The following is a 19064-nucleotide window of genomic DNA, read 5'->3' on the forward strand; positions in this document are numbered from 1 at the left end:
ATGTCCCTCAGCGAGCTTATCGACGACATCGTCACTGCCAATCACATCCTCGCCAATGAAGGCGTCGTCGACGCCTTCGGGCATATCAGCGCCCGTCATCCCGAAGATCCGAACGCGTATCTCCTGTCGCGGGCGCGGTCACCGGAACTGATCACGGCTGAGGACATCATGACGTTTTCACTCGACGGCACGCCGTTGAATGACGACACGCGCAAACCCTATCTTGAGCGGTTTATTCATGGCAGCATCTACAAGACCAGACCTGACGTACACGCCGTGGTACACAGCCACAGTCGTTCGGTCGTCCCCTTCAGTATTACCAAGACGCGCCTTCGGCCGGTCGTCCACAGTTGCGCCTGTATTGGTCATGAAGTGAACGTCTGGGATGCACAACTCTCATTCGGGGACACCAACCTGCTTGTGTCCAGCGTCGCAATGGGGGACGATCTTGCCAAGGTCCTCGGGAAGGACCGAGCGGTTCTCATGAGAGGCCACGGGTCCACGGTCGTCGGAACGTCCGTGCGCGGCGCCGTCTACAACGCGGTTTATCTCGAGGCGAACGCAAACCTCCAGATGAAGGCGATCGCCCTGGGGGACATCACCTATCTTACCGCGGGAGAGATCGACACGATCAATTCGCGGCTGGAAAACGCCCTTCCCGGAGAAGGCTACGGCCGCGCCTGGGATTATTGGAAATGGCGCGCCCAAGAAGCACGAGGCTGAAATGAGGTGGTGCCAACCCGACGCAGGATTTTTGGTATGCCGCAGGGGGTTTGAGGTTATCGGCGCTCGTAGATCGGTCGCCAGCAGCGAGAGAAGCCCTTGCTGCGGAGATCTCCGCAAGCTCCAGCTGATGGCGGAAGAACTGCCGGTCCTTGATCAGCGCAGCGATCAAGGACCGGCAGCCGAGTCAAGTCCTGATCAAACCGAGGCTTTGGATTGGATGCTGTTGCCGATGGTGAAAATTCCTCCGGGCGCCTCAAATTATGAAGGAAATCTGGGGCTGTGAGGAAAGGCCACGCCCTCTCGTCGGGGACATAGTCCGCAGGAGAGGCTCAAGCAGATATGCGACCGCCGCCAGTCGAGCGCCCGATCATCCACGGCTGGACGGCCGGTGCCTTCACGAGGATGCCCTTCTTCCTTCCGAAAGCGCGCAACGCGTCTCGCGCTACGTTAAGCGGCTTATGGTGGGCCATATAGCAGGTTTTGAGCGTGACCTCGTGGATGAGGTCTCGGTCGCCCTCGGGCCAATCCTCAAGAAAGTCGATAGCATCGTCGAGGGTGGTTATCTCGCGGACAAGGTCTTTCCGCTCTTTGAGATAAACCGGTCGGTCGAACAACTTCGGGATCATTTCTACCTCACTGAAAACGTTGGTGATCAACAAGGAAAACGCTGCGAGGCAGCGCCGTTTAATGATGTGTGGCGTCTCGTTTTCTCATTCAAGAGACACAAACCCGGATGTCGCCGCCCTGGGTAGGGCAATCGCATACTTGTTCGCAAGATCGAAGCAATGCACGGTGCGGAGCGACTGTGCTCCATCAAATCCCCTCGCCCTGATCGGCCTCGCCATTCTTGTGGTTTTGCAGCGATCTACGTCCTTATCTGGACGAGAGACCCTGAGCGGCGCCATCTTCTTTTTACGGCGCATCCATCCTGCTGTTTTGTCTTGGAAGCGCGTCTCAGATCCTCGGGATTCCCGGCGGCACGGCCCTCAATGCTGTGGTATCGGCACTGCTGTACACATCAAGTGTCCTTACCTTATGTGATGATGGCCTGCTGCGACGATCCGGGCAACATTTGCGCTGGTGGGAATATGCCCTCTTCATTCTGCTGATCGTGGGTGGGATCACCTACCTCTACTATGTCGACCGTCAGTTGACTGTGCGCATCTATCTTCTGAACTTCGGGATAGGCTGATTTGCCTGGGAGCGGCGTGCCGATTGCACCCTCAGCTGCGGCAACGTAGCAGAACGCATCTTGTATTGGATTCCGCTTGTCTTTTCTTGGATCTCATCGCGCGCGCAGACCCGAGCGCTTTACGAAGCCAAGCGGACCGGACGCGATCGCGTCTGCGTGTACGGTTGAGATCGCTCGTGGAAGACATGCGCTGGGCGATGACCGGCTGTTTCCTGCGCCGCCCCTATGAAGGCGACGTTCTTGGTGCCGTGGCGAATCCGGGCGCGACGAAGATATCCTCGCGAACGACAGTTGGCCCGATCACTCCGGAAGGTGAATATTGTGCGACGTAAGCGCGAAGGGCGTGCAGGAGACCTGATCGGCCATGTGCAAATATTTGCCCATATTTATGACTGCTTTCGTTGAGATCCCGCTGCCTGTCTGGAAAGCTCTCCTCCGATCCGATCCACAACGCGTGATCGACGCCCCACATCGGGAGGAGGCGCGAATGTCAGGGAAACTCGGAGCAGGCATGGCGATGGCTCACCACGGCGAGCTTCTGCAGGGTGTGTTTGAGCATATCGACGGACAGCTTCGCCGGGGACTCGTGTCACTGCCCTGCCCCACGCTGACGTCGCTCGCGACCTTCACCCCGAATGATCGAGCCGAAATCACCGTCTCGCCGGCAGGCCGCGAGAAAGCCAGGCGTGCCGCCGATCTCGCGTTGGCGGCCTTCGCCCATGTCAGAACCGGCGGGCATATTCACCTGGTCACCGACATACCCGTCGGACGCGGCATGGGTTCGTCCACCGCCGATGTTCTCGCGAGCATCCAGGCGGTCCTGGACTACTTGCAGGTCTTTCCCACGGCGGAACGCATCATGCGGATTGCCGTTGACGCCGAAACGGCATGCGACTCCACGCTCTTCCGGCAACAAGCCGTTCTGTTCGCGCAGCGCGACGGCATCGTCCTGGAAGCTTTTCGCAAGCCCCTGCCATCGCTCGACATCCTCAGCGTCGACACCGCGCCTCAAAGCACCGTTTCGACCGTTGAATTTCAGCCCGCGCCGTACCACCACGCCGAAGTGGAAATGTTCCGACCTATGCGCAGCCTGTTGCGGAAGGCCATCGATTCCGGTGACGTCCGCTCGCTTGGACGGGTCGCGACGGCAAGCGCGCTGATCAACGAGCGCTTCCTGCCGAAACCTGGGTTGCGCGAGCTCCAGACGATCGCGAGGCGGCATGACGCCTGCGGCCTGCAAGTCGCCCATAGCGGGACAATGGCCGGCCTTCTTTTCGACCCGCAGGACGATCGCGCGCCCGAGAACATGCATCTAGCGACGAAGGCAATCGACGCGCTCGGCTTCGGTCAGCGCAGCTTCAAGACTTGAGCGACCATGGGGAGATGATGTTCGAACGCGTTCGACTGCGCAATCTCGAGAATTTCGAGGAACCACGGATGGTGCCGCTTGGCGGACATTTGTTCGGCGCCTGCTTCTTCCTCATGAAACTCCTGCCGGCGCGCTTCATGCTCGAGCGGGCGGTGGAGCGGGGACAGCTCGCGCCTGGCGGGACGATCTGCGAGTCCTCGTCCGGAACCTTCGCCCTCGCGCTGGCGATGCTTTCGGTCCAGAACGGCTACCGGCTCCTGATTGTCGGCGACTGGGCCCTCGACCGCAACCTGAGGCGCCGCCTTCTCCAACTCGGCGTGGAGCTCGACATCGTCGAAGCGCCACACCCGACCGGCGGATTTCAGCTGGCGCGCCTGGAGCGGCTTCAAGAACATCTGCGGCAGAGACCCGGCAGTTATTGGCCGGCACAATACCATAATGAGGACAACCCGGTCTCCTATTCAAAAGTCGCCGCATGCCTCATCGACGCCGTTGGCCCGATTGACTGCCTCGTCGGGACCGTCGGCTCTGGCGGATCCATGTGCGGGACAGCACGTTATCTGCGCATGCTGTTCCCCGATCTCACGGTCATCGGGATCGACACCCATAACAGCGTTCTGTTCGGTCAGCCCATCGGCCCACGCAAGGTGAGTGGCCTTGGCGGAGGCATCGTTCCGGCCAATGTCGATCACACCCAGTTCGACGAAATTCACTGGCTTTCAGCGTCGGAGATCATGGCGTCGACCCATGATCTGCACAAAAGGCATGGTCTGTTCATGGGCCCGACGAGCGGCGCGGCGTTCCGCGTGGCGCGATGGTGGAGCGACAGCAATCCCGGCAAAACGGTCGTCGCGATTTTTCCCGACGAAGGGCACCGCTACGCCGACACTGTCCATGACGAGGCCTGGGTCGAATCCAGCATCCCCGGCTGGAACGGGACGCGCATGGAAGAGCCGACCACGGTCCCGGGCCCCACGGTCAAGATGACGAACTGGGCCAGGTATTCCTGGCGCCGGCGAAGCCTTTCCGAGGTGCTCGATGATCCCCTTCCAACGATTTGACGAAGGAGGCACCTGCCCGCGAGGCTCAAGGAAGAAGGGAGACCAGGATGCGGCAGAAAGCCGTGGTCATGATCGAAAGCAGCACGACCGGCCGTCTGTTCCATGCCGCCGCCAAGCGGCTCGGCTGCTTGCCGGTCCTCCTCAGCGAGGATGCCGGCAAATACCGAGATCTGGATCCAAGCGATGTCGTCACCGTGTTCGCGAACACGCGCAGCATCGAGGCTGTCGCGGAGGTTTGCGGCAGACTGCGGAGGACCTTTGAGGTCGAGGCGATATTGTCGAGTTCCGGGGCCTATGCGGCGGTCGCCGCGGGCGCTTGCCGCGTTTTCGGACTTGCCGGCGCAGATCCGGACGCCATCTCTCGCTGCCAGAACAAGTTCGAACAGCGAACGCAATTGAAGGCGGCAGGCCTTGCCACTCCCAGCTACAAATCCGTGACCACCCCCCGAGATGCGGCGGAATTCGCCGCGGCCGTCGGTTTGCCGGTCATCGTCAAACCCGTTGTGGGAAGCGGCAGCATGGGAGTTCGGCTCTGCGAGAACCTTTCCGAGGTTCGCGCGCAAACGTCCCACCTGCTGCGGGCCGCGGACTTCGCCTCGTCGCCCGGCGTCCTTGTCGAGGAATATATCGACGGACCGGAATTCTCTATCGAAACGGTGGGACGGATCGTTATCGGCATCACCGCGAAACATCTCGGTCCGCGGCCGTTCTTCGTCGAGGTGGGTCACGACTTCCCCGCGCGTCTGCCGGCGCGGGTGAAGAAGCAAGTCACCTTTGCCGTCATGACCGCGATCGATGCACTCGGCCTGCATTGGGGTCCCGCGCATAGCGAATTCCGCCTTGGGCCGAAAGGGCCCGTCATCATCGAGATCAACCCCAGGTTGGCGGGCGACTTCATTCCCGAGCTGGTCAAGCTGGCATACGGTATCGACCTGGTGGAGGAAACGATCAAGCTTGCCCTCGGCCGCCCTGTCAACCTGACGGCACGGGCAAATCAATGCGCGGGCATCCGCTTCCTCAATCCTGACCGGGATGGCGTGCTGCGCTGGCATTGCGATCCTGCTCGAGCCCGAGCGGTGGAGGGGATTATCGAGGTCGAGATCCATGCACCGGAAGGCTCGCCAATCCTACGGCGCGGCGACTTTCGCGATCGGATCGCGCACGTGATCGCGGCGACGCCCCGAAGCGACCACACCATCACCGCGCTTGAACAGGCGCTGGCGCTGCTCGACGCGAGGATCGCGGAGCGTCGCGATCGATGAGATCGTCAAGCGCAGGAGTGACAATGACAACACCCGCTCGTGTTTAGGGTTGTATTCGGCAAGAAGGTTATACCACCAAACCCGGCACCAGCGAATTCATTCTCCGCCGGCCTCGAACTGCTGTCCCGCATAGAGAGCACGCAAAATCACGACTTCGATAGACTCGACAAGGAACGCGACGGTGACACGACGTTCAAATCCGATCATGCGCAGGCCCGGCCGGGCATGATTGCGGATGCTCCCCGTTCCGGTGAGGTTTCAAACCCTTCGAGGAACGCTCGAACGCCCCGATCCAATGCAGGTGCGGCGGGCGGCGGGAGTGCATATCAGCTTCAGCCTCCGTTCCTTTTCGCATCTAGGGCATAACCGATCCCCCGAACCGTGCGGACCACGTCGGCGTCGTTTCGGTCCATCAGAAGTCTGCGCAGACGCCCCATATGGACGTCGACCGTTCGACCTTCGACATAGTGCGTGGATGGCCATGCCGCGGCGATCAGTTCGTCGCGGCTGACCACCTGCTCCGGCCTTTCCAGCAAAAGCTTGAGAAGCTTGAACTCGATTGGGGCCAGGCGGATTTCCCTGCCATTGCGCCGAACCCGTATCGTGGCGAGATTCATCTCTATGCCCTCGTAGCGAAGGACTGTGCCGTCCACAAGCCCTTTGGCCCCGGAGGGGCCGCGTTGAAGCCTCGACCGAAGGAACTCCAGCAGCCGCGAAGGCGCGACCGGCCGCATGCAGCTTTCATCGATGCCCGCCTTGAGCAGTTCGAGATAGTGCTTCTCGGCGCCCTGGCTGATCACCGCGACCGCCAACGTCCCGGCGGTGTCCACGTCGCCTTTCAGCCGACCGCAGATCTCGACCGCAGTCAGGGAATTGTCAACTCGGCAATCCATCACGATGGCGAATGGCTGTCGCTCTCGCGCGAGTTGAAGCGCCTCCTCCAATCCCTCCGCCACAAGGGTCTGGAAACCGTCCGCCATGAGAATATGGTTCGCGAGGAGATGAAATTCCGCATCGCCGGACCAGACCACGACCACAGGCTTCATGCACCAGCCTCAGAGCACCTTGTTCGGAATTCTTCACCGGGTGGAAGTTTGAAAAGCCGGGATGCATCCCGTCAACTCACAAAAATACTAGCGTCCTTCAGGATCTGCCCGCTCTTTGGGACTGACAGCGTAAAGGGCGGGTTCTTTTTAGCCGTGCCGACACCCCCCACACGGGGTTGCCCGACGATTCGTCTTCTGGCATAAATCACATGCTTTTCTCGACAAGGGACCGCGCGAAGATACGACCGCGCCTTTCACCTGCAGGTAACGTCCGGACCGAGATGGCAGGTCGCCAAGCCCGCGCCGGACGGTTTCGGGGTTCCCCTTGGCTGGCGCTATTTTGATGATTTCCGTTCTCGCCCGCATCGGACGCCGTGAGGCGCCTCGGTGCCGCCACGTCGCGCGAGATGCCGCTGCATCAGTTGGCTACCCTGCCCCCGCCCCGATCCCTGGGTGTGGGTCATGAATTTGCGACAGATTGAGGTCTTTCAGGCGGTGATGCGTGCCGGTAGCATCACGGCGGGCGCCGAACTGCTCAATCTATCGCAGCCCGCCGTCAGCCGGCAGATCGAGCGGCTCGAGCGGGTTTCGAAACTGAAGCTTTTCAGCCGCGTCGGGCGCGGCCTGCAACCGACCCCTGAAGGCATGGCGTTTTATGAGGAGGTCAAGCGGGCATTCGTGGGCCTCGAGAACCTGCGCCACATCGCCGATACCATAAGCAACTTCAATACCGGCAATCTGCGGATCACGTCCTTGCCGGCACTTGGCTTCGGTTTTCTGCCACGGGTGATCAGCCGGTTCTCGAAACAGTATCCGAACGTCGACGTCTCGCTGCAAGTCCGCAGCGCCGGTTCCGTGCGAGGCGTGACGGCGACGCAGGAGTTCGATATCGGCTTCCTGCCCGGCCCGGCCAGCGATTGCGATGAGCGATCGGAGCGTTTCGCCCGCGTCGATGGTGTCTGCGTCCTGCCTTCGGGCCATCCTCTCTCCGCGAAATCAGAGATCGCGCCAGCTGATATCGCTGGCCTTCCATTCATCGCGCTCGTCAAGGACGATATCACGCGGCGGCAAATCGAGCAGATCTTCGAGAATACCGGTCGTGAATTGCGACCGCATATCGAGACGCAATTCGCCGCGACTGTTTGCAACTTCGTCGTGAGCGGCGCGGGTGTCTCGGTGATCAGCCCGTTTGCCGCGGCCGATTTCGCGAGCCACGGGCTGGTCATGCGCCGCTTTCGGCCCGTCGTGAAAATCGATTACGTCATGGTCAGGCCCAGCATGCGGCCGCAATCGGCCGTGGCCCGCAAGTTCCTCTCTGTCTTGACGGAGGAGCGGGACACGGCGATCAGCCAGTTCGAGGCGATCTAGCTGACATCCCGCCGCAAGGAATCCGACCTGCCGCGACCTGGATGGCTCCACGACGTGCCATGCGATGTTCGCGATACCATGCTGCGCTGACGGGTTTCGCGCGAGCCGGTGGGCGCGAACATGGCCGAAGAGGCGCGAGGCCGTGGCTCGCATTACATCCGTGCATGAATTGCCGCCATAATTCGATTGGACCTCTCCGGCCCGATCCGCTGAATTTCCAAGCAGTTCGGCTGGCACCCGTCCCTTCGATCGAGCCCAGAGGTCACTGAAACGTGCCGCGTCATGTCGGGACCTGGGCGATCCCGAGGGCGAAGGGCCGCGCCGAACGCAGGACGTCTTGCCACCTAGTCCTTCGCGCCAGACGACGGGACAAATCGATAAGGGGATACAGCGAATGCAAGCAGCAACTCGAACGCGAGTGACACCTTTCGGCCGCCGCGGCTTCCTGGCCGGGTCGGCCGCCACGATCCTGGCCGCGCCCTTCGTCAGGACTGCTTCCTCGAAGGATAGGACATTGACCATCCGCGATCCTGGCGGGCCGGTCGGCGAAGCCTACAAGAAGGCGTTTTTCGAGCCGTTCGGCAGGGCGACGGGCATCGACGTTGTCGGCGTCCAGTCCTCGCACGGCCCGACGGGTGAGATCAAGGCCATGGTCGATGCGGGAAACTATGCCTGGGATGGGGCCTTGCTCGACATGAGCGACGTCGTCGTCCTCACCGACAACGGATATCTTGAAACGGTGGCGGGCCCGACCGGCCTCGGCTCCAACGCGTCCGAAATCCCCGCCGATCTCCGCGACGATTTCCTCGTCGGCGCGATGGGCTACGCGACCGTGCTGGCGTACCGTTCGGATACGATGGGCGAGAAGCCGCCGACCAGCTTCGCGGATTTCTGGAATGTCGATGCGGTCCCGGGCGCCCGTTCGCTTCGCAAGCATGCGAGCGGCACGCTCGAGCCCGCCCTTCTGGCGGATGGGGTCGCGAGGAAGGACCTCTATCCTCTCGATCTCGATCGCGCGTTCAAGAGCCTCGACCGGATCAGGAAGGATATCCCCGTCTGGTGGACCGGCGGGGCACAAACCTCGCAGATGTTGAAGACGGGCGAGGTCGACTGCCTGATAACCTGGAACGGTCGCGCGCAAGTCGCCATCGACGACGGAGCGCCGGTCACGATCGTTTGGAAGGACGCGATGTTCTCCTTCGCGGGGTTCGCAATCCTCAAGGGCGGCCCGAATGTCGAACTCATGCGCGATTTCATCGAGTTCTCCTCCGCCGGCGAGCGCCAGGCGGAATTCGTCAAATATTCCACGAGCGGCCCCTGCAACCCAAGGGCCTTCGACGTCATCGAACCGAAACTGGCCGACATACTCCCCACCAATCCAAGATACTTTTCCGACATGTTCGTGATGGACGCCAGGTGGTGGGGCAGCAACAGCGCCAGGGCACAAGAGCGCTTCGAGAGCTGGCTGCTCGGATGATGGCCGGATCCGCCGCATGGCGTGCCGATGAACCCCCATCAGGAGCTTTTGAGGAATTCACGATGTCTGAACGGAAGACTAAACTGACCATTCGTGGCCTGACGAAGCGCTACGGTGCGGCCACGGCTCTCGACCATGTCGACCTTGATCTGGCCGACGGAGAGTTCCTGACGATGCTGGGCCCTTCCGGATCGGGCAAGACCACGCTTTTGTGGTCCGTCGCGGGATTGAACGAGCCCGACGGCGGCAAGATCTGGATCGATGGCCGCGACGCGACCAGCGTTCCCGCGTCCGGACGCGACATCGGCATGGTTTTCCAGAACTATGCGCTCTTCCCCCATATGAGCGTCTCGAAAAATATCTCCTTTCCCCTCGAGATGCGGAAGGTCGGCCCGCAGGACCGTTCGCGGGCGATCAAGCGGGCGCTGGAAATGGTGAAACTGGAACATGTCGGCGACCGCTTCTGCAATCAGCTGTCCGGCGGTCAGCAGCAGCGCATAGCGCTGGCGCGCGCTTTCGTCGCCAATCCCTCGATCGTCTTGATGGACGAACCCTTGGGCGCGCTCGACAAGAAGCTGCGCGATCACCTGCAGCTGGAGATCAAGCGCCTGCATGGGCGCCTTGGAATGACCGTGCTCTACGTGACGCACGATCAGGAAGAGGCGATGGTGATGTCCGACCGCATCTGCCTGATGAACCAAGGGCGGATCGAGCAGATCGGCGCGCCGGAGGAGCTGTATTTTCAGCCCAGGAGCCTGTTCGCCGCGGATTTCCTCGGCGAGTCGAACCTGATCCCAGGCAGAATCACGGGTGAGGAGGCCGGGTGTCTTGTCCTGGAATTGCCGGGCATCGGGACGGTCAGGACGCGGACCACGCCGCCCCGTCCACACGGGCCCGACGTGGTGCATTTCACCCGCCCGGAATCGATCGCGATCCAGGCCGATGCCGAAAACAAGGCGAACCGGCTTCAGGGGCGCGTGACAGACGTCGTGGTCTCGGGCGCGATCACCAAGCTTTTTGTCGGCGTTGGGGACGTCTCGATGAAGATATCGCTGCTGACCCAAGGATCCCAGCGCGTTCGCAACGGCGAACTGATCACAATCGGCTGGGATGACGATGTCGGCAGGGTCTTGTCTCCTTCCCGGAAGGCGGCGTGATGGCTCGGATCGATTACATCCCCGAAGCCGCGGCGCGGCGGAGCGTCTGGCCGAGATGGAGCCGGCTTTACTGGCAGACCGTACCGGTTGCCTTGTTCCTCGGCGCCTTCTTCATCCTGCCTGTCGTGATGCTGCTGGGCATTAGCTTTCTCGATGGCCGCGGCCTGCCCACCATTGAGCACTACAGGCGACTGGTCGAGGTGCCGCTTTATGGAAAGGTCCTGCTGACCACCATCAAGGTGGCTTTCTGTACGACGCTGCTGTCCCTCCTGGGAGCTTATCCGGTGGCTTATCTGCTCGCGATCTCGCGCGGATCGACCCGCAACTGGCTCATCATTTTGGTCCTCCTGCCATTCTGGACCAGCTTCCTCGTGCGGACATTCGCCTGGATCGTCCTTCTCGGGCGGAAGGGTGCTGTCAATCAGATCCTCATGGCCATCGGCATCACCGATGCCCCGCTTCAGATGATCTATAACTTCACGGGCGTCATGATCGGCATGACGCATGCCCTGATGCCGCTGGCGACGCTAACCCTCCTGGCGGTCATGGAAGGCATCGATCCCAACCTCACCAAGGCGGCCTCCACGATGGGCGCCAAGGGCGGGACGCGGTTCTGGCGCATCTATTTTCCCTTGACCATGCCCGGTGTCGCTTCGGCGGCGCTCCTGGTCTTCATCACGTCGCTCGGCTTCTTCATCACGCCGGCGCTGTTGGGAGGTCCTCAAGACACGATGATCGTCCAGCTCATCATCTTCCAGATCCGGGAAGTGTTGAACTGGCAGTTCGCCGGTGCGATCGGTGTTCTGCTGGTCATCACCTTCATGGTGATCTTCTTCTTCTATGACCGCATCTTCGGCCTGTCGGTCATGGGCGGCGGCTTGCGGACACCGAAGCCCGCCGCGAGCTCGAGCATTCGGCGGTACTCCGTCCAGGCGGGACACGCGATCACTCACGCCCTGGCTTTCCTCACCGATGCGTTGATCGGAATATGTTCAACGCCGAGCATGAAGAAGAAGGTTGGCGTTACCGGATCTCGCGTCGGCCTCTATCTAGCCTGTACGCTCATCCTCGGTTTCCTCGCGCTTCCCACCCTGTTCGTGCTGCCGGTCTCGTTCACGTCCGAGGCCTTCCTGACCTGGCCGCCGACGCTGTTCTCGCTGCAATGGTATAGACTGGTCTTCGATTCCCCCGTGTGGCTCGAGGCCGCGGCGAGGTCCTTCGTGGTCGCGCTCATCACGTCCACGGTGGCGATGTTGATCGCCTTGCCTTGCGCCTTTGCGCTCTCCCGTAACAACTTCGCGGGAAAGTCGGCTCTTTTCGGACTGGTCGTCGCCCCGATGATCGTACCGAACATCTTCATCGCTGTCGGCCTGTTCTTTCTGTTTTCCCGCCTCGGCATTGCCGGGACGACGTTCGGGGTCGTCCTCGGGCACACGGTCATCGTGGTCCCCTATGTCGTCGTGACCGTGCTCGCGATCCTCAAGGGATATGACCGGAACCTCGACCATGCCGCCGCCACCATGGGCGCGAGCGGAACGCAGACCTTCCGCCGGGTGACATTCCCGCTGATCCGGTCCGGCGTCATGGCGTCGTTCATGTTCGCCTTCATCATCTCCTTCGACGAACTCACCATCGCGCTTTTTGTCACGGGCGGTCGCATCACGACGCTGCCCAAGCTCATGTATGAGGACGCTCTCCTTTCCGTAAGTCCGCGCCTGGCCGCGGTCGCCAGCCTGCTCCTCGTCCTCATGAGCATCCTTATTCTTATCTCCGAGTTGACGCGCCGAAAGGGAGGGAGCCGTCTTGGCAAATGATCAAACTTTCGAGCTTTCCCGGGCAAGCGATGTGGAATCCGTCCAGCCGCGCGATGAGCTCGCCGCCCGCCTGATGGAGACACCAATCGCGACACCCTTCGATTATGACGAGGACGGCAAGCAGGACGGGTTCCTGCGTCTTTATCATTCACGCGAAACCAACGGCTACGGCTACGTCCCGATTCCCGTCATCTCGGTGAAAAACGGCAAGGGTCCAACCGCGTTTCTGGTTGGCGGAAATCACGGCAACGAATATGAGGGGATCGTCGCGCTGATGAACCTCGCGCGGGACCTGGAACAAGCGTCCGTCCAGGGACGGGTCATAGTCCTGCCGTCGTTGAATTTCCCGGCGGTGATGGCGGGGACGCGATCGTCTCCCCTCGACGGCTCGAACCTCAATCGCTGCTTTCCGGGCGACGCCATGGGCAGCCCCACGCATGTGATCGCCCATTATGTCAGCTCGGTCCTCCTGCCCCTGGCGGATCTGGTGATCGACCTGCATGCAGGGGGGCGTTCCTCGCAATTCATCCCCTGTGCCCTGGTCCGCGAGGGGCGCAACGAGCACGAGACCGCAAAATCGGCTCGATTGGCCGATTGGTTCGGTGCTCCCATCAGCTTCGTCAGCAAGGGCAAGGGCGGAGGGGGAAGCCTCACCCTCGCGGGTGAGTGCGCAAGGCAAGCTATCCCCTGCCTCACGGCGGAACTCGGCGGCGGAGAGACCTTGTCCCAGCAGGGGCTAAAACTTGCCATGGACGGAGTGCTGAGGATCCTCAGCCAATGCGGGATCCTTGCGTCCACTGTCCCGCCCACCATGACGACCACACGCTGGGTGAAGAAGGGGCCAGACACTCGCCTACATGCGCATGTCGCGGGGATATTCGAGCCGCGAATCGAGCTTGGGGAATACGTCTCGCCCGGGCGGGTTGCGGGTCTGATCCACCTCCCCGATTTCCCGATGCGCAAGCCCGAGGAAGTCCGCTTCGAATCCTCCGGCTACGTCCTGTCCCGTCATGTCCCCGCCCTGGTCGGGAGGGGCGATGAGCTGTGTACCTTCGTGACCGATGTGATCCGGTAGGAAGATGATGGCAGGCGACAGGACTCCGACTGGCAGGCCACCTGGACCCGGCAAGCCAAATCCATTGCTTTTAGGCATGCGGTGCATCAGGTGCCTAAGGCTCTGGCCAACCAACGACTACTTCCTCGGTTGCCCCGATTGCGCTAAGGCTGGCACTCCAGCGAGCGTCGCTCCGGATTTCGATCCGTTGCCGAGCTTGAGGCGGCCGGCCCACCTTGCGGGCTGGCTGGCCTATCCTGGCCTTCCATTATTGGGCGAAGGCAACACGCCCCTCATCGACATGCCCTTTCTCGCTGAAAAGACAACGGTCAAGCGGCTGAGGGTCAAGAACGAAGCCGCAAATCCCACGGGCTCCCACAAGGATCGGATGAGCGCGGCGCTGGTCCGGCGGGCTCGCGACATTGGCGCAAGGAAGCTCGCGGTCGCCTCCAGCGGCAATGCCGGCGTCTCTCTGGCGGCGTTCGCGGGCAGTGCCGGTCTCGAATGCGTCGTGGTGACAACCGCGGATATCGGAAAGGGTTGGCGAAGGGCAATCGAACTGCATGGCGCGAAGATCGTGGTGGCGCCGAGCGCCGCGGCGCGATGGGATCTCGTTTCGGCCCACGTGATGAGGGGTGAGTGGTATCCGGCAACGAATTTCGCCATACCGGCCGTCGGCGGAAATCCCTTCGCGATCGACGGCTTGAGGACGATCGCGCTCGAACTTTATCTCTGCGCTGATGACGACCCGCCGACCGACATCATTGTCCCCGTATCCCGTGCGGACCTGCTCTGGGGGCTGACGAAGGGTTATGGTGACCTGGCTTCCCAGGGTCTCATCAAAAAGCCACCGCGCGTCCATGCCGCGGAGCCCTTCTCTCGGATCTCAAGGGTCTTGGCCGGAGAGAGCTATGTCGGACGCTTCGATGGGCAATCGCCGCTTAGGTCCCTGGGAGGAACGACCGTCACGTATCAGGCCATCGACGCCCTCGCGCGCTCAGGGGGAAAGGTCATCGCCCCGAGCACGGATGATACGCTTCGCGCGCGCGACGAGCTGGCAAGAGGGGGCCTGTTGGTGGAAAAGTCTAGCGCAATAACATTGTCGGGACTTCACATCCTCCGGCAGCAGTCGATCATCTCCGAGAACGCGTCGGTCGTCCTCATCGTGACCTCGCATGGCTATAAGGATCAGCCTTAGCAGGGGCTTCAAGAAAAAGTCGTGCCACTTTCATACGCGGACACTGCCGTCACACACTCTTTGCGGAACCTTTGGGCGCCCCGCTCCTGGGGCGTGCTAAGGTACGGCGGACGCTTGACCGATCCGGGAGGGAGAGCCATGGCGGTTCGCGAACTTGAAAAGGCCGATCTGGCGGACGTCCTGATCCTGATGCGACAGCATGCCGAACTCGAAGGCTACGCCGACACTTTTTTTCTCGATGAGCAAGCGTTGGCGCGGCTGGGTTTCGACCGCCCCTTTCCCGCCTACCACATGTTGGTCAGCGAGAACGCCGAGAAAAAGATCCTGGGCATTGCTCTCTTTTTGCTTCAGGAGTTCACGTTCAGAAACAGGCCGATGCTGTATCTGAATGATCTTGTGGTCGATGCCGCTTGTCGGCGACAGGGTGTGGCACGCGAGTTGATTGCCGCGCTCCGCGAAAAGGCTCGAGAACTGGGTTGCTTCCGCATCAAATGGGGCGTCTCGTCTGTGAACGCGGCCGCCATCGCCTTTTACGACAGCATTGGGGCGGTCCGGGAGCAAGACCGCGTCTATTATGTCCTGGAAGAGGTGGCATTTCCTGCTGCATCCGGCAGAATGCCTGGGTGACAATGCTATCCTTGGTACTACCTGTGCTGTCGATCGGAATGGATGAGGAATCTATCCTTACGCCCATGCCACGGCTGAGATCGAGGAACCGTACCCGAGAGCAAGTTGGTCCTGAGGCCACTCACCGGTCTAAGGCGCGGTCGGCCAGAAGACTTAAGGACATCTAGATGAGCCCGAGTTCCTTCGCGAGAGCCGTGGCCTGGGGAAGCGAAGTCGCGCGAAGAGCCTTTTTCGCATTGTTTAGAAAGAAGGAAACATTGGAGAACGTCGTGTTTTCAATGATCGCGATGGCCCGCATCGATTTGCCTTCGGCGGACCATCTGAGACAGGTCAACTCATTCGGCTTCAGGTGAACGTTTCTGTCGCGGTTCGCTTTCAGTTGCATCAGCTCGAGTCTTGAATGAACCTGTCCGAACGCAGCCGCCGCCAGGACTGGATTTAGTTTCTTTCCCCCGGCAAAATCGGCTTCTCTCGACGCAAGCGTTAGCATAGCCATGAGGCCGTAACCGGTCTTGATGGGGACCGTGATCCCGGAGCGAATACCGAATTCCGCTGCCTCCTGATAGAACTTGCGATGCTCCCCGGTCATTCGCGTCGTTGATCGGTTTGACCAGGCAAATGGTTCGTAGCGGGCCCGCGCGGCGCGCACAACCGGATCGATGGCGACGAAGCCCTGATCGCGATAGCGGGCCTGCCATTTCAGGTCGTAGTTCGAAATCGCGGTTTGGGTGCTGGCCTGGAAGTTCAAGTAGGCATAGGCGTCAAAACCCGCCTCTCGCGTCAGTTTTTCGAACGTCGCCTTTACCCCGTCCTCCCCCGACGCCAAGGCAAGCTGCTCGATCAGTCGCTCAAACCAATGATCCAATTCAGTGCCTCCACTGAACACATAAGATTGCACGAATTCGGAGGGCGCACCTTCTGGTACCCATTACTTTTTATCCGCTGCCGCGTTGGGATCAAGCCTTGGCAAATGAAAATGATCAGATTCCTTCCTCGATGGCGCCGTCCGGCCGACCGACGGAACAGGAAAGGATGAAATGAAATACGGGCCATACCTGGATGGCACGTGCTGCGTCCAGCGGCGCTCGGCACCGTCGTTCGCTGCTCTCTTTTCGGCGGACTGAAGCGCCGGTTGCATGAAGTCTTAGTTTATATCACTGTAGAGCCGTGACGGAGGGCTGCAGTGATGGACCAGAAGAAACCAAACTTGATTGACGTACATGTTGGATCAAGGATCCGGCTGAGGCGTACCACGCTGAAGATATCCCAGGAAAAACTGGCCGACGGGCTTGGGATCACCTTTCAACAGGTGCAAAAATACGAGAAGGGAACCAATCGGGTCGGCGCTAGCCGTCTCCAACAGATTGCAACCATATTGAACGTGTCCGCCAGCTATTTCTTCGAAGATGCGCCAAGCGCCTCATCGTCACCTAATGGCAAGCCTCTCGTGCAGCACGAGGAAGATGCGGTGACCTCTTTTTTGGCAACCCGTGAGGGAATGGAGCTCAATCTGGCATTCCAAAGGGTGGAAAATGCCAAGCTGCGCCAAAACATCGTTCAGTTGGTTAAATCCCTAGGACACCCGTCAGAACTGAATCCCGATCACGCGGATTCAGGCGCAACGCGTTAGCGGGCCGTTCCTGTGCTCCGGCTTGTGACATTCGGCGGTCTCTGGCTTGCCCAAGACGGTCGAGGGACAGTGCCACTGCCACAGAAGGCACTGTTTGCTCTGACCTATATGTTGGTCAGCGGTGAAGTCGAACTGCCACGCGAATATCTTGCAAGGCTGCTTTGGGCAGGCGATCAAGACGTTGCAAAAATCAATTTCCGAAAAATGGTCGAACGGGTGCGCAAATGCTCTGCGGATGGCTGGCCCGGTCCACTCGAATTCACGGCCTCGAACGCCTGCCTGTCGGCGGAAGCGATCGAGGCAGACTTTTCCGTTTTTTCCACCGATGTTCAAACGCTGCCACGATTAAGCGCCATGTCGAAATTGCTGACGCGGCAGTTCCTGGACGAGGCCAGTTTGCCTGCCGGGCTCAAGTCATGGGTCGAAACGCAACGGTCGGCCCAGTGGGAGAGTTTTCGGGAGCTGTTCTTTAAAGCGAAAGCCGCAGCGGTCAGTCGGTCCGATTGGGTGGGCGTCAAAGACAGTGCAAGACAACTTCTTGAGCGTGATCCGGGCGATGCCGCCGTTCGCGAGGCGCTGCTTGATGCGCATCGCAACGAAGACCGATCCAGTTCCCCTCTCCGAGCCGCCAGCGGTGCTGAACTCGTGCTGTCCAGCAGGAGCGCAGTCGCGCCCATGGCGGTGCCGGCAGAGCTTCCCAGACTAGTATTACTTCCTCCTCAGAACGCCGAGGGAAATTCCACTTATCCGGCCCGCGCATTGATAGAAGATATCACAATAAGCCTGTGCTCGTTGAGGGCCGTGGCGGTTGTCGCCCCTTATACGGCTGCCCGTATTCGGCAAGATGCCGATAAAATCGCCCAGCTCGAGAGACATTCCATTTCCTATGTCATAGATACGGACATCAGTGGCGAAGGCCTCTTTGTCCAGATGATCTTCCTCCCGTCCGACAGCATCTTATGGGCTGAGCGCTTCCGGCTGAAACCGAGCGCACTTGCTTCACATCGAAGGCAGGTGGCCCAGATGATCGTGACAGCGATCAGCAGTCACCTTCAGCGCACCGAGATGGTGCTCGCCGATTATCGCGCCCGTCCCGAGGTCTATCGATCCTATCTTGCAAGCACCCAGCATCTCAACAAATTCACACTGCCTGACGTTCGCCGGGCGAGAAACGCCTTTCGAGAAACGCTGAAGATGCGCGGGGACTTCGCACCGGCACTGTCCGGCTTGTCCCGGACCTATTCCTGGGAATGGGTCTTAACGACCCGGGGAGACAAAGACCTGCTGGTCCAGGCGGAAGAAACGGCGCAGAGAGCGGTCGCACTGGAGCCACAATTGGCATCGGCGCATCGGGAGCTGGGGCTATCGAGGCTCTACCTTGGCGACGTCGACGGCAGCTTAGAGGCATTCGACCGGGCGGAAGGATTGAGCCCGCACCTTGCCGATGCGATATGCGGATATGCCGACGCGCTGGTTCATGCGTCGAAGCCAGCCGAGGGGCTTGCAAAGATCAGCAAGGCGATCCGCTTAAATCCGATGTGCCCCGACGATTATTTCTGGATCGCGGCAGGCGCGAGCTACTTTCTGGGGGAGTTTCATGAGGCGATCGGCTACATCGACCAAATGGGCGACTCCTCGTCGGCACGGCGGTTGCTTGCGGCAAGTTATGCAATGGCTGGCGATACTGCAAAAGCGCGTGCTCATCGCCGCAAGGCGCAGGCGCTCAATCCCCAGTTCGATCTCGACAAATGGCTTTCGGTGCTCCCGGTAAAGGAGCAATGGCAGAAAGATCTCTACCGCGAGGGCCTGGTAAAAGCTGGATTTTAGATTTCAAGGGCCAAAACCTAAGGGGGTAAAACATGGCAAGAGTTGTTGTAATTGGACTGCCCGGAGACGATCAACTTTACGTCGCGGACATTGACGCGGGAACCGTACAGCCCATCCAACCACCGGCTTCCGGGCCGCTGGCTGCGGCAAACGATCTTAGAAATGCAGGAGGAACGATCGTCAAGGACGTCAATCTGGCTGTCGCTGTCTCCTCCTCTGGGCAGGCTTTCTCCGGCGTTTTCGATGGCTAAGCTGC

General features: G+C 60.5%; 18 protein-coding genes. 15 read left to right on the forward strand and 3 right to left on the reverse strand.

What is annotated here, in order from left to right; genetic code table 11:
- Together ACMGE0_RS31245 and ACMGE0_RS31250 are read left to right on the forward strand one after the other, a co-directional pair.
- Positions 1-723 (forward strand): class II aldolase/adducin family protein, encoded by a 723-nt coding sequence (locus ACMGE0_RS31245; protein ID WP_436819766.1) that lies wholly within the window; start codon positions 1-3, stop codon positions 721-723.
- 130 nt (positions 724-853) lie between these two features.
- A complete protein-coding gene (locus ACMGE0_RS31250) occupies positions 854-1009 on the forward strand; it encodes a hypothetical protein (protein WP_436819767.1) in 156 nt (51 codons plus the stop codon).
- A gap of 46 nt (positions 1010-1055) precedes the next feature.
- Here the strand turns inward: ACMGE0_RS31250 and ACMGE0_RS31255 are convergent, their stop codons facing one another.
- Complete coding sequence (locus ACMGE0_RS31255) at positions 1056-1352, reverse strand: DUF982 domain-containing protein (protein WP_436819768.1); 297 nt, start codon at positions 1350-1352, stop codon at positions 1056-1058.
- 1077 nt (positions 1353-2429) lie between these two features.
- On the opposite strand from ACMGE0_RS31255, the gene ACMGE0_RS31260 reads away from it, so the two are divergent.
- Genes ACMGE0_RS31260 through ACMGE0_RS31270 form a run of 3 tightly spaced genes read left to right on the forward strand, consistent with a single transcriptional unit; the run spans position 2430 to position 5610 of the window.
- Positions 2430-3287 carry a GHMP family kinase ATP-binding protein gene (locus tag ACMGE0_RS31260; protein ID WP_436819769.1) on the forward strand — a complete coding sequence of 286 codons (858 nt, stop codon included), beginning with the start codon at positions 2430-2432 and terminating at the stop codon, positions 3285-3287.
- Positions 3288-3301: 14 nt separating this feature from the next.
- Positions 3302-4348, forward strand: coding sequence for a cysteine synthase family protein (locus ACMGE0_RS31265; RefSeq protein ID WP_436819770.1), 1047 nt, complete (start codon positions 3302-3304; stop codon positions 4346-4348).
- A gap of 47 nt (positions 4349-4395) precedes the next feature.
- Complete coding sequence (locus tag ACMGE0_RS31270) at positions 4396-5610, forward strand: ATP-grasp domain-containing protein (RefSeq protein WP_436819771.1); 1215 nt, start codon at positions 4396-4398, stop codon at positions 5608-5610.
- Positions 5611-5942: 332 nt separating this feature from the next.
- Here ACMGE0_RS31270 and ACMGE0_RS31275 read toward each other — a convergent pair whose 3' ends face one another.
- The gene (locus ACMGE0_RS31275) at positions 5943-6656 is read right to left on the reverse strand and encodes a winged helix-turn-helix transcriptional regulator (RefSeq protein WP_436819772.1); all 714 of its coding nucleotides are present in this window, start codon (positions 6654-6656) and stop codon (positions 5943-5945) included.
- 462 nt (positions 6657-7118) lie between these two features.
- On the opposite strand from ACMGE0_RS31275, the gene ACMGE0_RS31280 reads away from it, so the two are divergent.
- The 7 genes from ACMGE0_RS31280 to ACMGE0_RS31310 all read left to right on the forward strand — a co-directional run bounded on the left by ACMGE0_RS31280 (position 7119) and on the right by ACMGE0_RS31310 (position 15351).
- On the forward strand, positions 7119-8024 hold the full coding sequence (locus ACMGE0_RS31280) for a LysR substrate-binding domain-containing protein (protein ID WP_436819773.1): 906 nt from the start codon (positions 7119-7121) through the stop codon (positions 8022-8024).
- A gap of 394 nt (positions 8025-8418) precedes the next feature.
- Positions 8419-9501, forward strand: a complete 1083-nt coding sequence (locus ACMGE0_RS31285; RefSeq protein ID WP_436819774.1) for an ABC transporter substrate-binding protein — start codon at positions 8419-8421, stop codon at positions 9499-9501.
- Between the two features lie 62 nt (positions 9502-9563).
- Positions 9564-10658, forward strand: coding sequence for an ABC transporter ATP-binding protein (locus ACMGE0_RS31290; RefSeq protein WP_436819775.1), 1095 nt, complete (start codon positions 9564-9566; stop codon positions 10656-10658).
- On the forward strand, positions 10658-12472 hold the full coding sequence (locus ACMGE0_RS31295) for an ABC transporter permease subunit (protein ID WP_436819776.1): 1815 nt from the start codon (positions 10658-10660) through the stop codon (positions 12470-12472). The genes ACMGE0_RS31290 and ACMGE0_RS31295 overlap by 1 nt, the downstream gene beginning before the upstream one ends.
- A gap of 31 nt (positions 12473-12503) precedes the next feature.
- Complete coding sequence (locus ACMGE0_RS31300) at positions 12504-13547, forward strand: succinylglutamate desuccinylase/aspartoacylase family protein (protein ID WP_436819777.1); 1044 nt, start codon at positions 12504-12506, stop codon at positions 13545-13547.
- A 187-nt stretch (positions 13548-13734) separates the two neighbouring features.
- Positions 13735-14724, forward strand: a complete 990-nt coding sequence (locus ACMGE0_RS31305; protein WP_436819778.1) for a pyridoxal-phosphate dependent enzyme — start codon at positions 13735-13737, stop codon at positions 14722-14724.
- Between the two features lie 138 nt (positions 14725-14862).
- Positions 14863-15351 (forward strand): GNAT family N-acetyltransferase, encoded by a 489-nt coding sequence (locus ACMGE0_RS31310; RefSeq protein WP_436819779.1) that lies wholly within the window; start codon positions 14863-14865, stop codon positions 15349-15351.
- A 163-nt stretch (positions 15352-15514) separates the two neighbouring features.
- Here the strand turns inward: ACMGE0_RS31310 and ACMGE0_RS31315 are convergent, their stop codons facing one another.
- Positions 15515-16216, reverse strand: coding sequence for an autoinducer binding domain-containing protein (locus ACMGE0_RS31315; RefSeq protein ID WP_436819780.1), 702 nt, complete (start codon positions 16214-16216; stop codon positions 15515-15517).
- Positions 16217-16537: 321 nt separating this feature from the next.
- Between ACMGE0_RS31315 and ACMGE0_RS31320 the strand changes: the two genes are divergently transcribed.
- The 3 genes from ACMGE0_RS31320 (at position 16538) to ACMGE0_RS31330 (ending at position 19059) form a co-directional block, all read left to right on the forward strand.
- On the forward strand, positions 16538-16981 hold the full coding sequence (locus tag ACMGE0_RS31320) for a helix-turn-helix domain-containing protein (RefSeq protein WP_436819781.1): 444 nt from the start codon (positions 16538-16540) through the stop codon (positions 16979-16981).
- A gap of 69 nt (positions 16982-17050) precedes the next feature.
- The gene (locus tag ACMGE0_RS31325; protein WP_436819782.1) at positions 17051-18808 is read left to right on the forward strand and encodes a tetratricopeptide repeat protein; all 1758 of its coding nucleotides are present in this window, start codon (positions 17051-17053) and stop codon (positions 18806-18808) included.
- 32 nt (positions 18809-18840) lie between these two features.
- The gene (locus ACMGE0_RS31330) at positions 18841-19059 is read left to right on the forward strand and encodes a hypothetical protein (protein WP_436819783.1); all 219 of its coding nucleotides are present in this window, start codon (positions 18841-18843) and stop codon (positions 19057-19059) included.
- Positions 19060-19064: the final 5 nt, after the last annotated feature.

This window comes from Neorhizobium descurainiae, assembly GCF_051400715.1.
Lineage (GTDB): Bacteria > Pseudomonadota > Alphaproteobacteria > Rhizobiales > Rhizobiaceae > Neorhizobium.

What these genes read in the sequence shown, in the direction of transcription:
- ACMGE0_RS31275 (WP_436819772.1), bottom strand. Translation starts at nt 6,656, where the DNA reads ATGAAGCCTGTGGTCGTGGTCTGGTCCGGCGATGCGGAATTTCATCTC.
- ACMGE0_RS31255 (WP_436819768.1), bottom strand. Translation starts at nt 1,352, where the DNA reads ATGATCCCGAAGTTGTTCGACCGACCGGTTTATCTCAAAGAGCGGAAA.
- ACMGE0_RS31295 (WP_436819776.1), top strand. Translation starts at nt 10,658, where the DNA reads ATGGCTCGGATCGATTACATCCCCGAAGCCGCGGCGCGGCGGAGCGTC.
- ACMGE0_RS31245 (WP_436819766.1), top strand. Translation starts at nt 1, where the DNA reads ATGTCCCTCAGCGAGCTTATCGACGACATCGTCACTGCCAATCACATC.
- ACMGE0_RS31285 (WP_436819774.1), top strand. Translation starts at nt 8,419, where the DNA reads ATGCAAGCAGCAACTCGAACGCGAGTGACACCTTTCGGCCGCCGCGGC.
- ACMGE0_RS31265 (WP_436819770.1), top strand. Translation starts at nt 3,302, where the DNA reads ATGATGTTCGAACGCGTTCGACTGCGCAATCTCGAGAATTTCGAGGAA.
- ACMGE0_RS31320 (WP_436819781.1), top strand. Translation starts at nt 16,538, where the DNA reads ATGGACCAGAAGAAACCAAACTTGATTGACGTACATGTTGGATCAAGG.
- ACMGE0_RS31330 (WP_436819783.1), top strand. Translation starts at nt 18,841, where the DNA reads ATGGCAAGAGTTGTTGTAATTGGACTGCCCGGAGACGATCAACTTTAC.
- ACMGE0_RS31280 (WP_436819773.1), top strand. Translation starts at nt 7,119, where the DNA reads ATGAATTTGCGACAGATTGAGGTCTTTCAGGCGGTGATGCGTGCCGGT.
- ACMGE0_RS31250 (WP_436819767.1), top strand. Translation starts at nt 854, where the DNA reads ATGGCGGAAGAACTGCCGGTCCTTGATCAGCGCAGCGATCAAGGACCG.
- ACMGE0_RS31290 (WP_436819775.1), top strand. Translation starts at nt 9,564, where the DNA reads ATGTCTGAACGGAAGACTAAACTGACCATTCGTGGCCTGACGAAGCGC.
- ACMGE0_RS31270 (WP_436819771.1), top strand. Translation starts at nt 4,396, where the DNA reads ATGCGGCAGAAAGCCGTGGTCATGATCGAAAGCAGCACGACCGGCCGT.
- ACMGE0_RS31310 (WP_436819779.1), top strand. Translation starts at nt 14,863, where the DNA reads ATGGCGGTTCGCGAACTTGAAAAGGCCGATCTGGCGGACGTCCTGATC.
- ACMGE0_RS31260 (WP_436819769.1), top strand. Translation starts at nt 2,430, where the DNA reads ATGGCGATGGCTCACCACGGCGAGCTTCTGCAGGGTGTGTTTGAGCAT.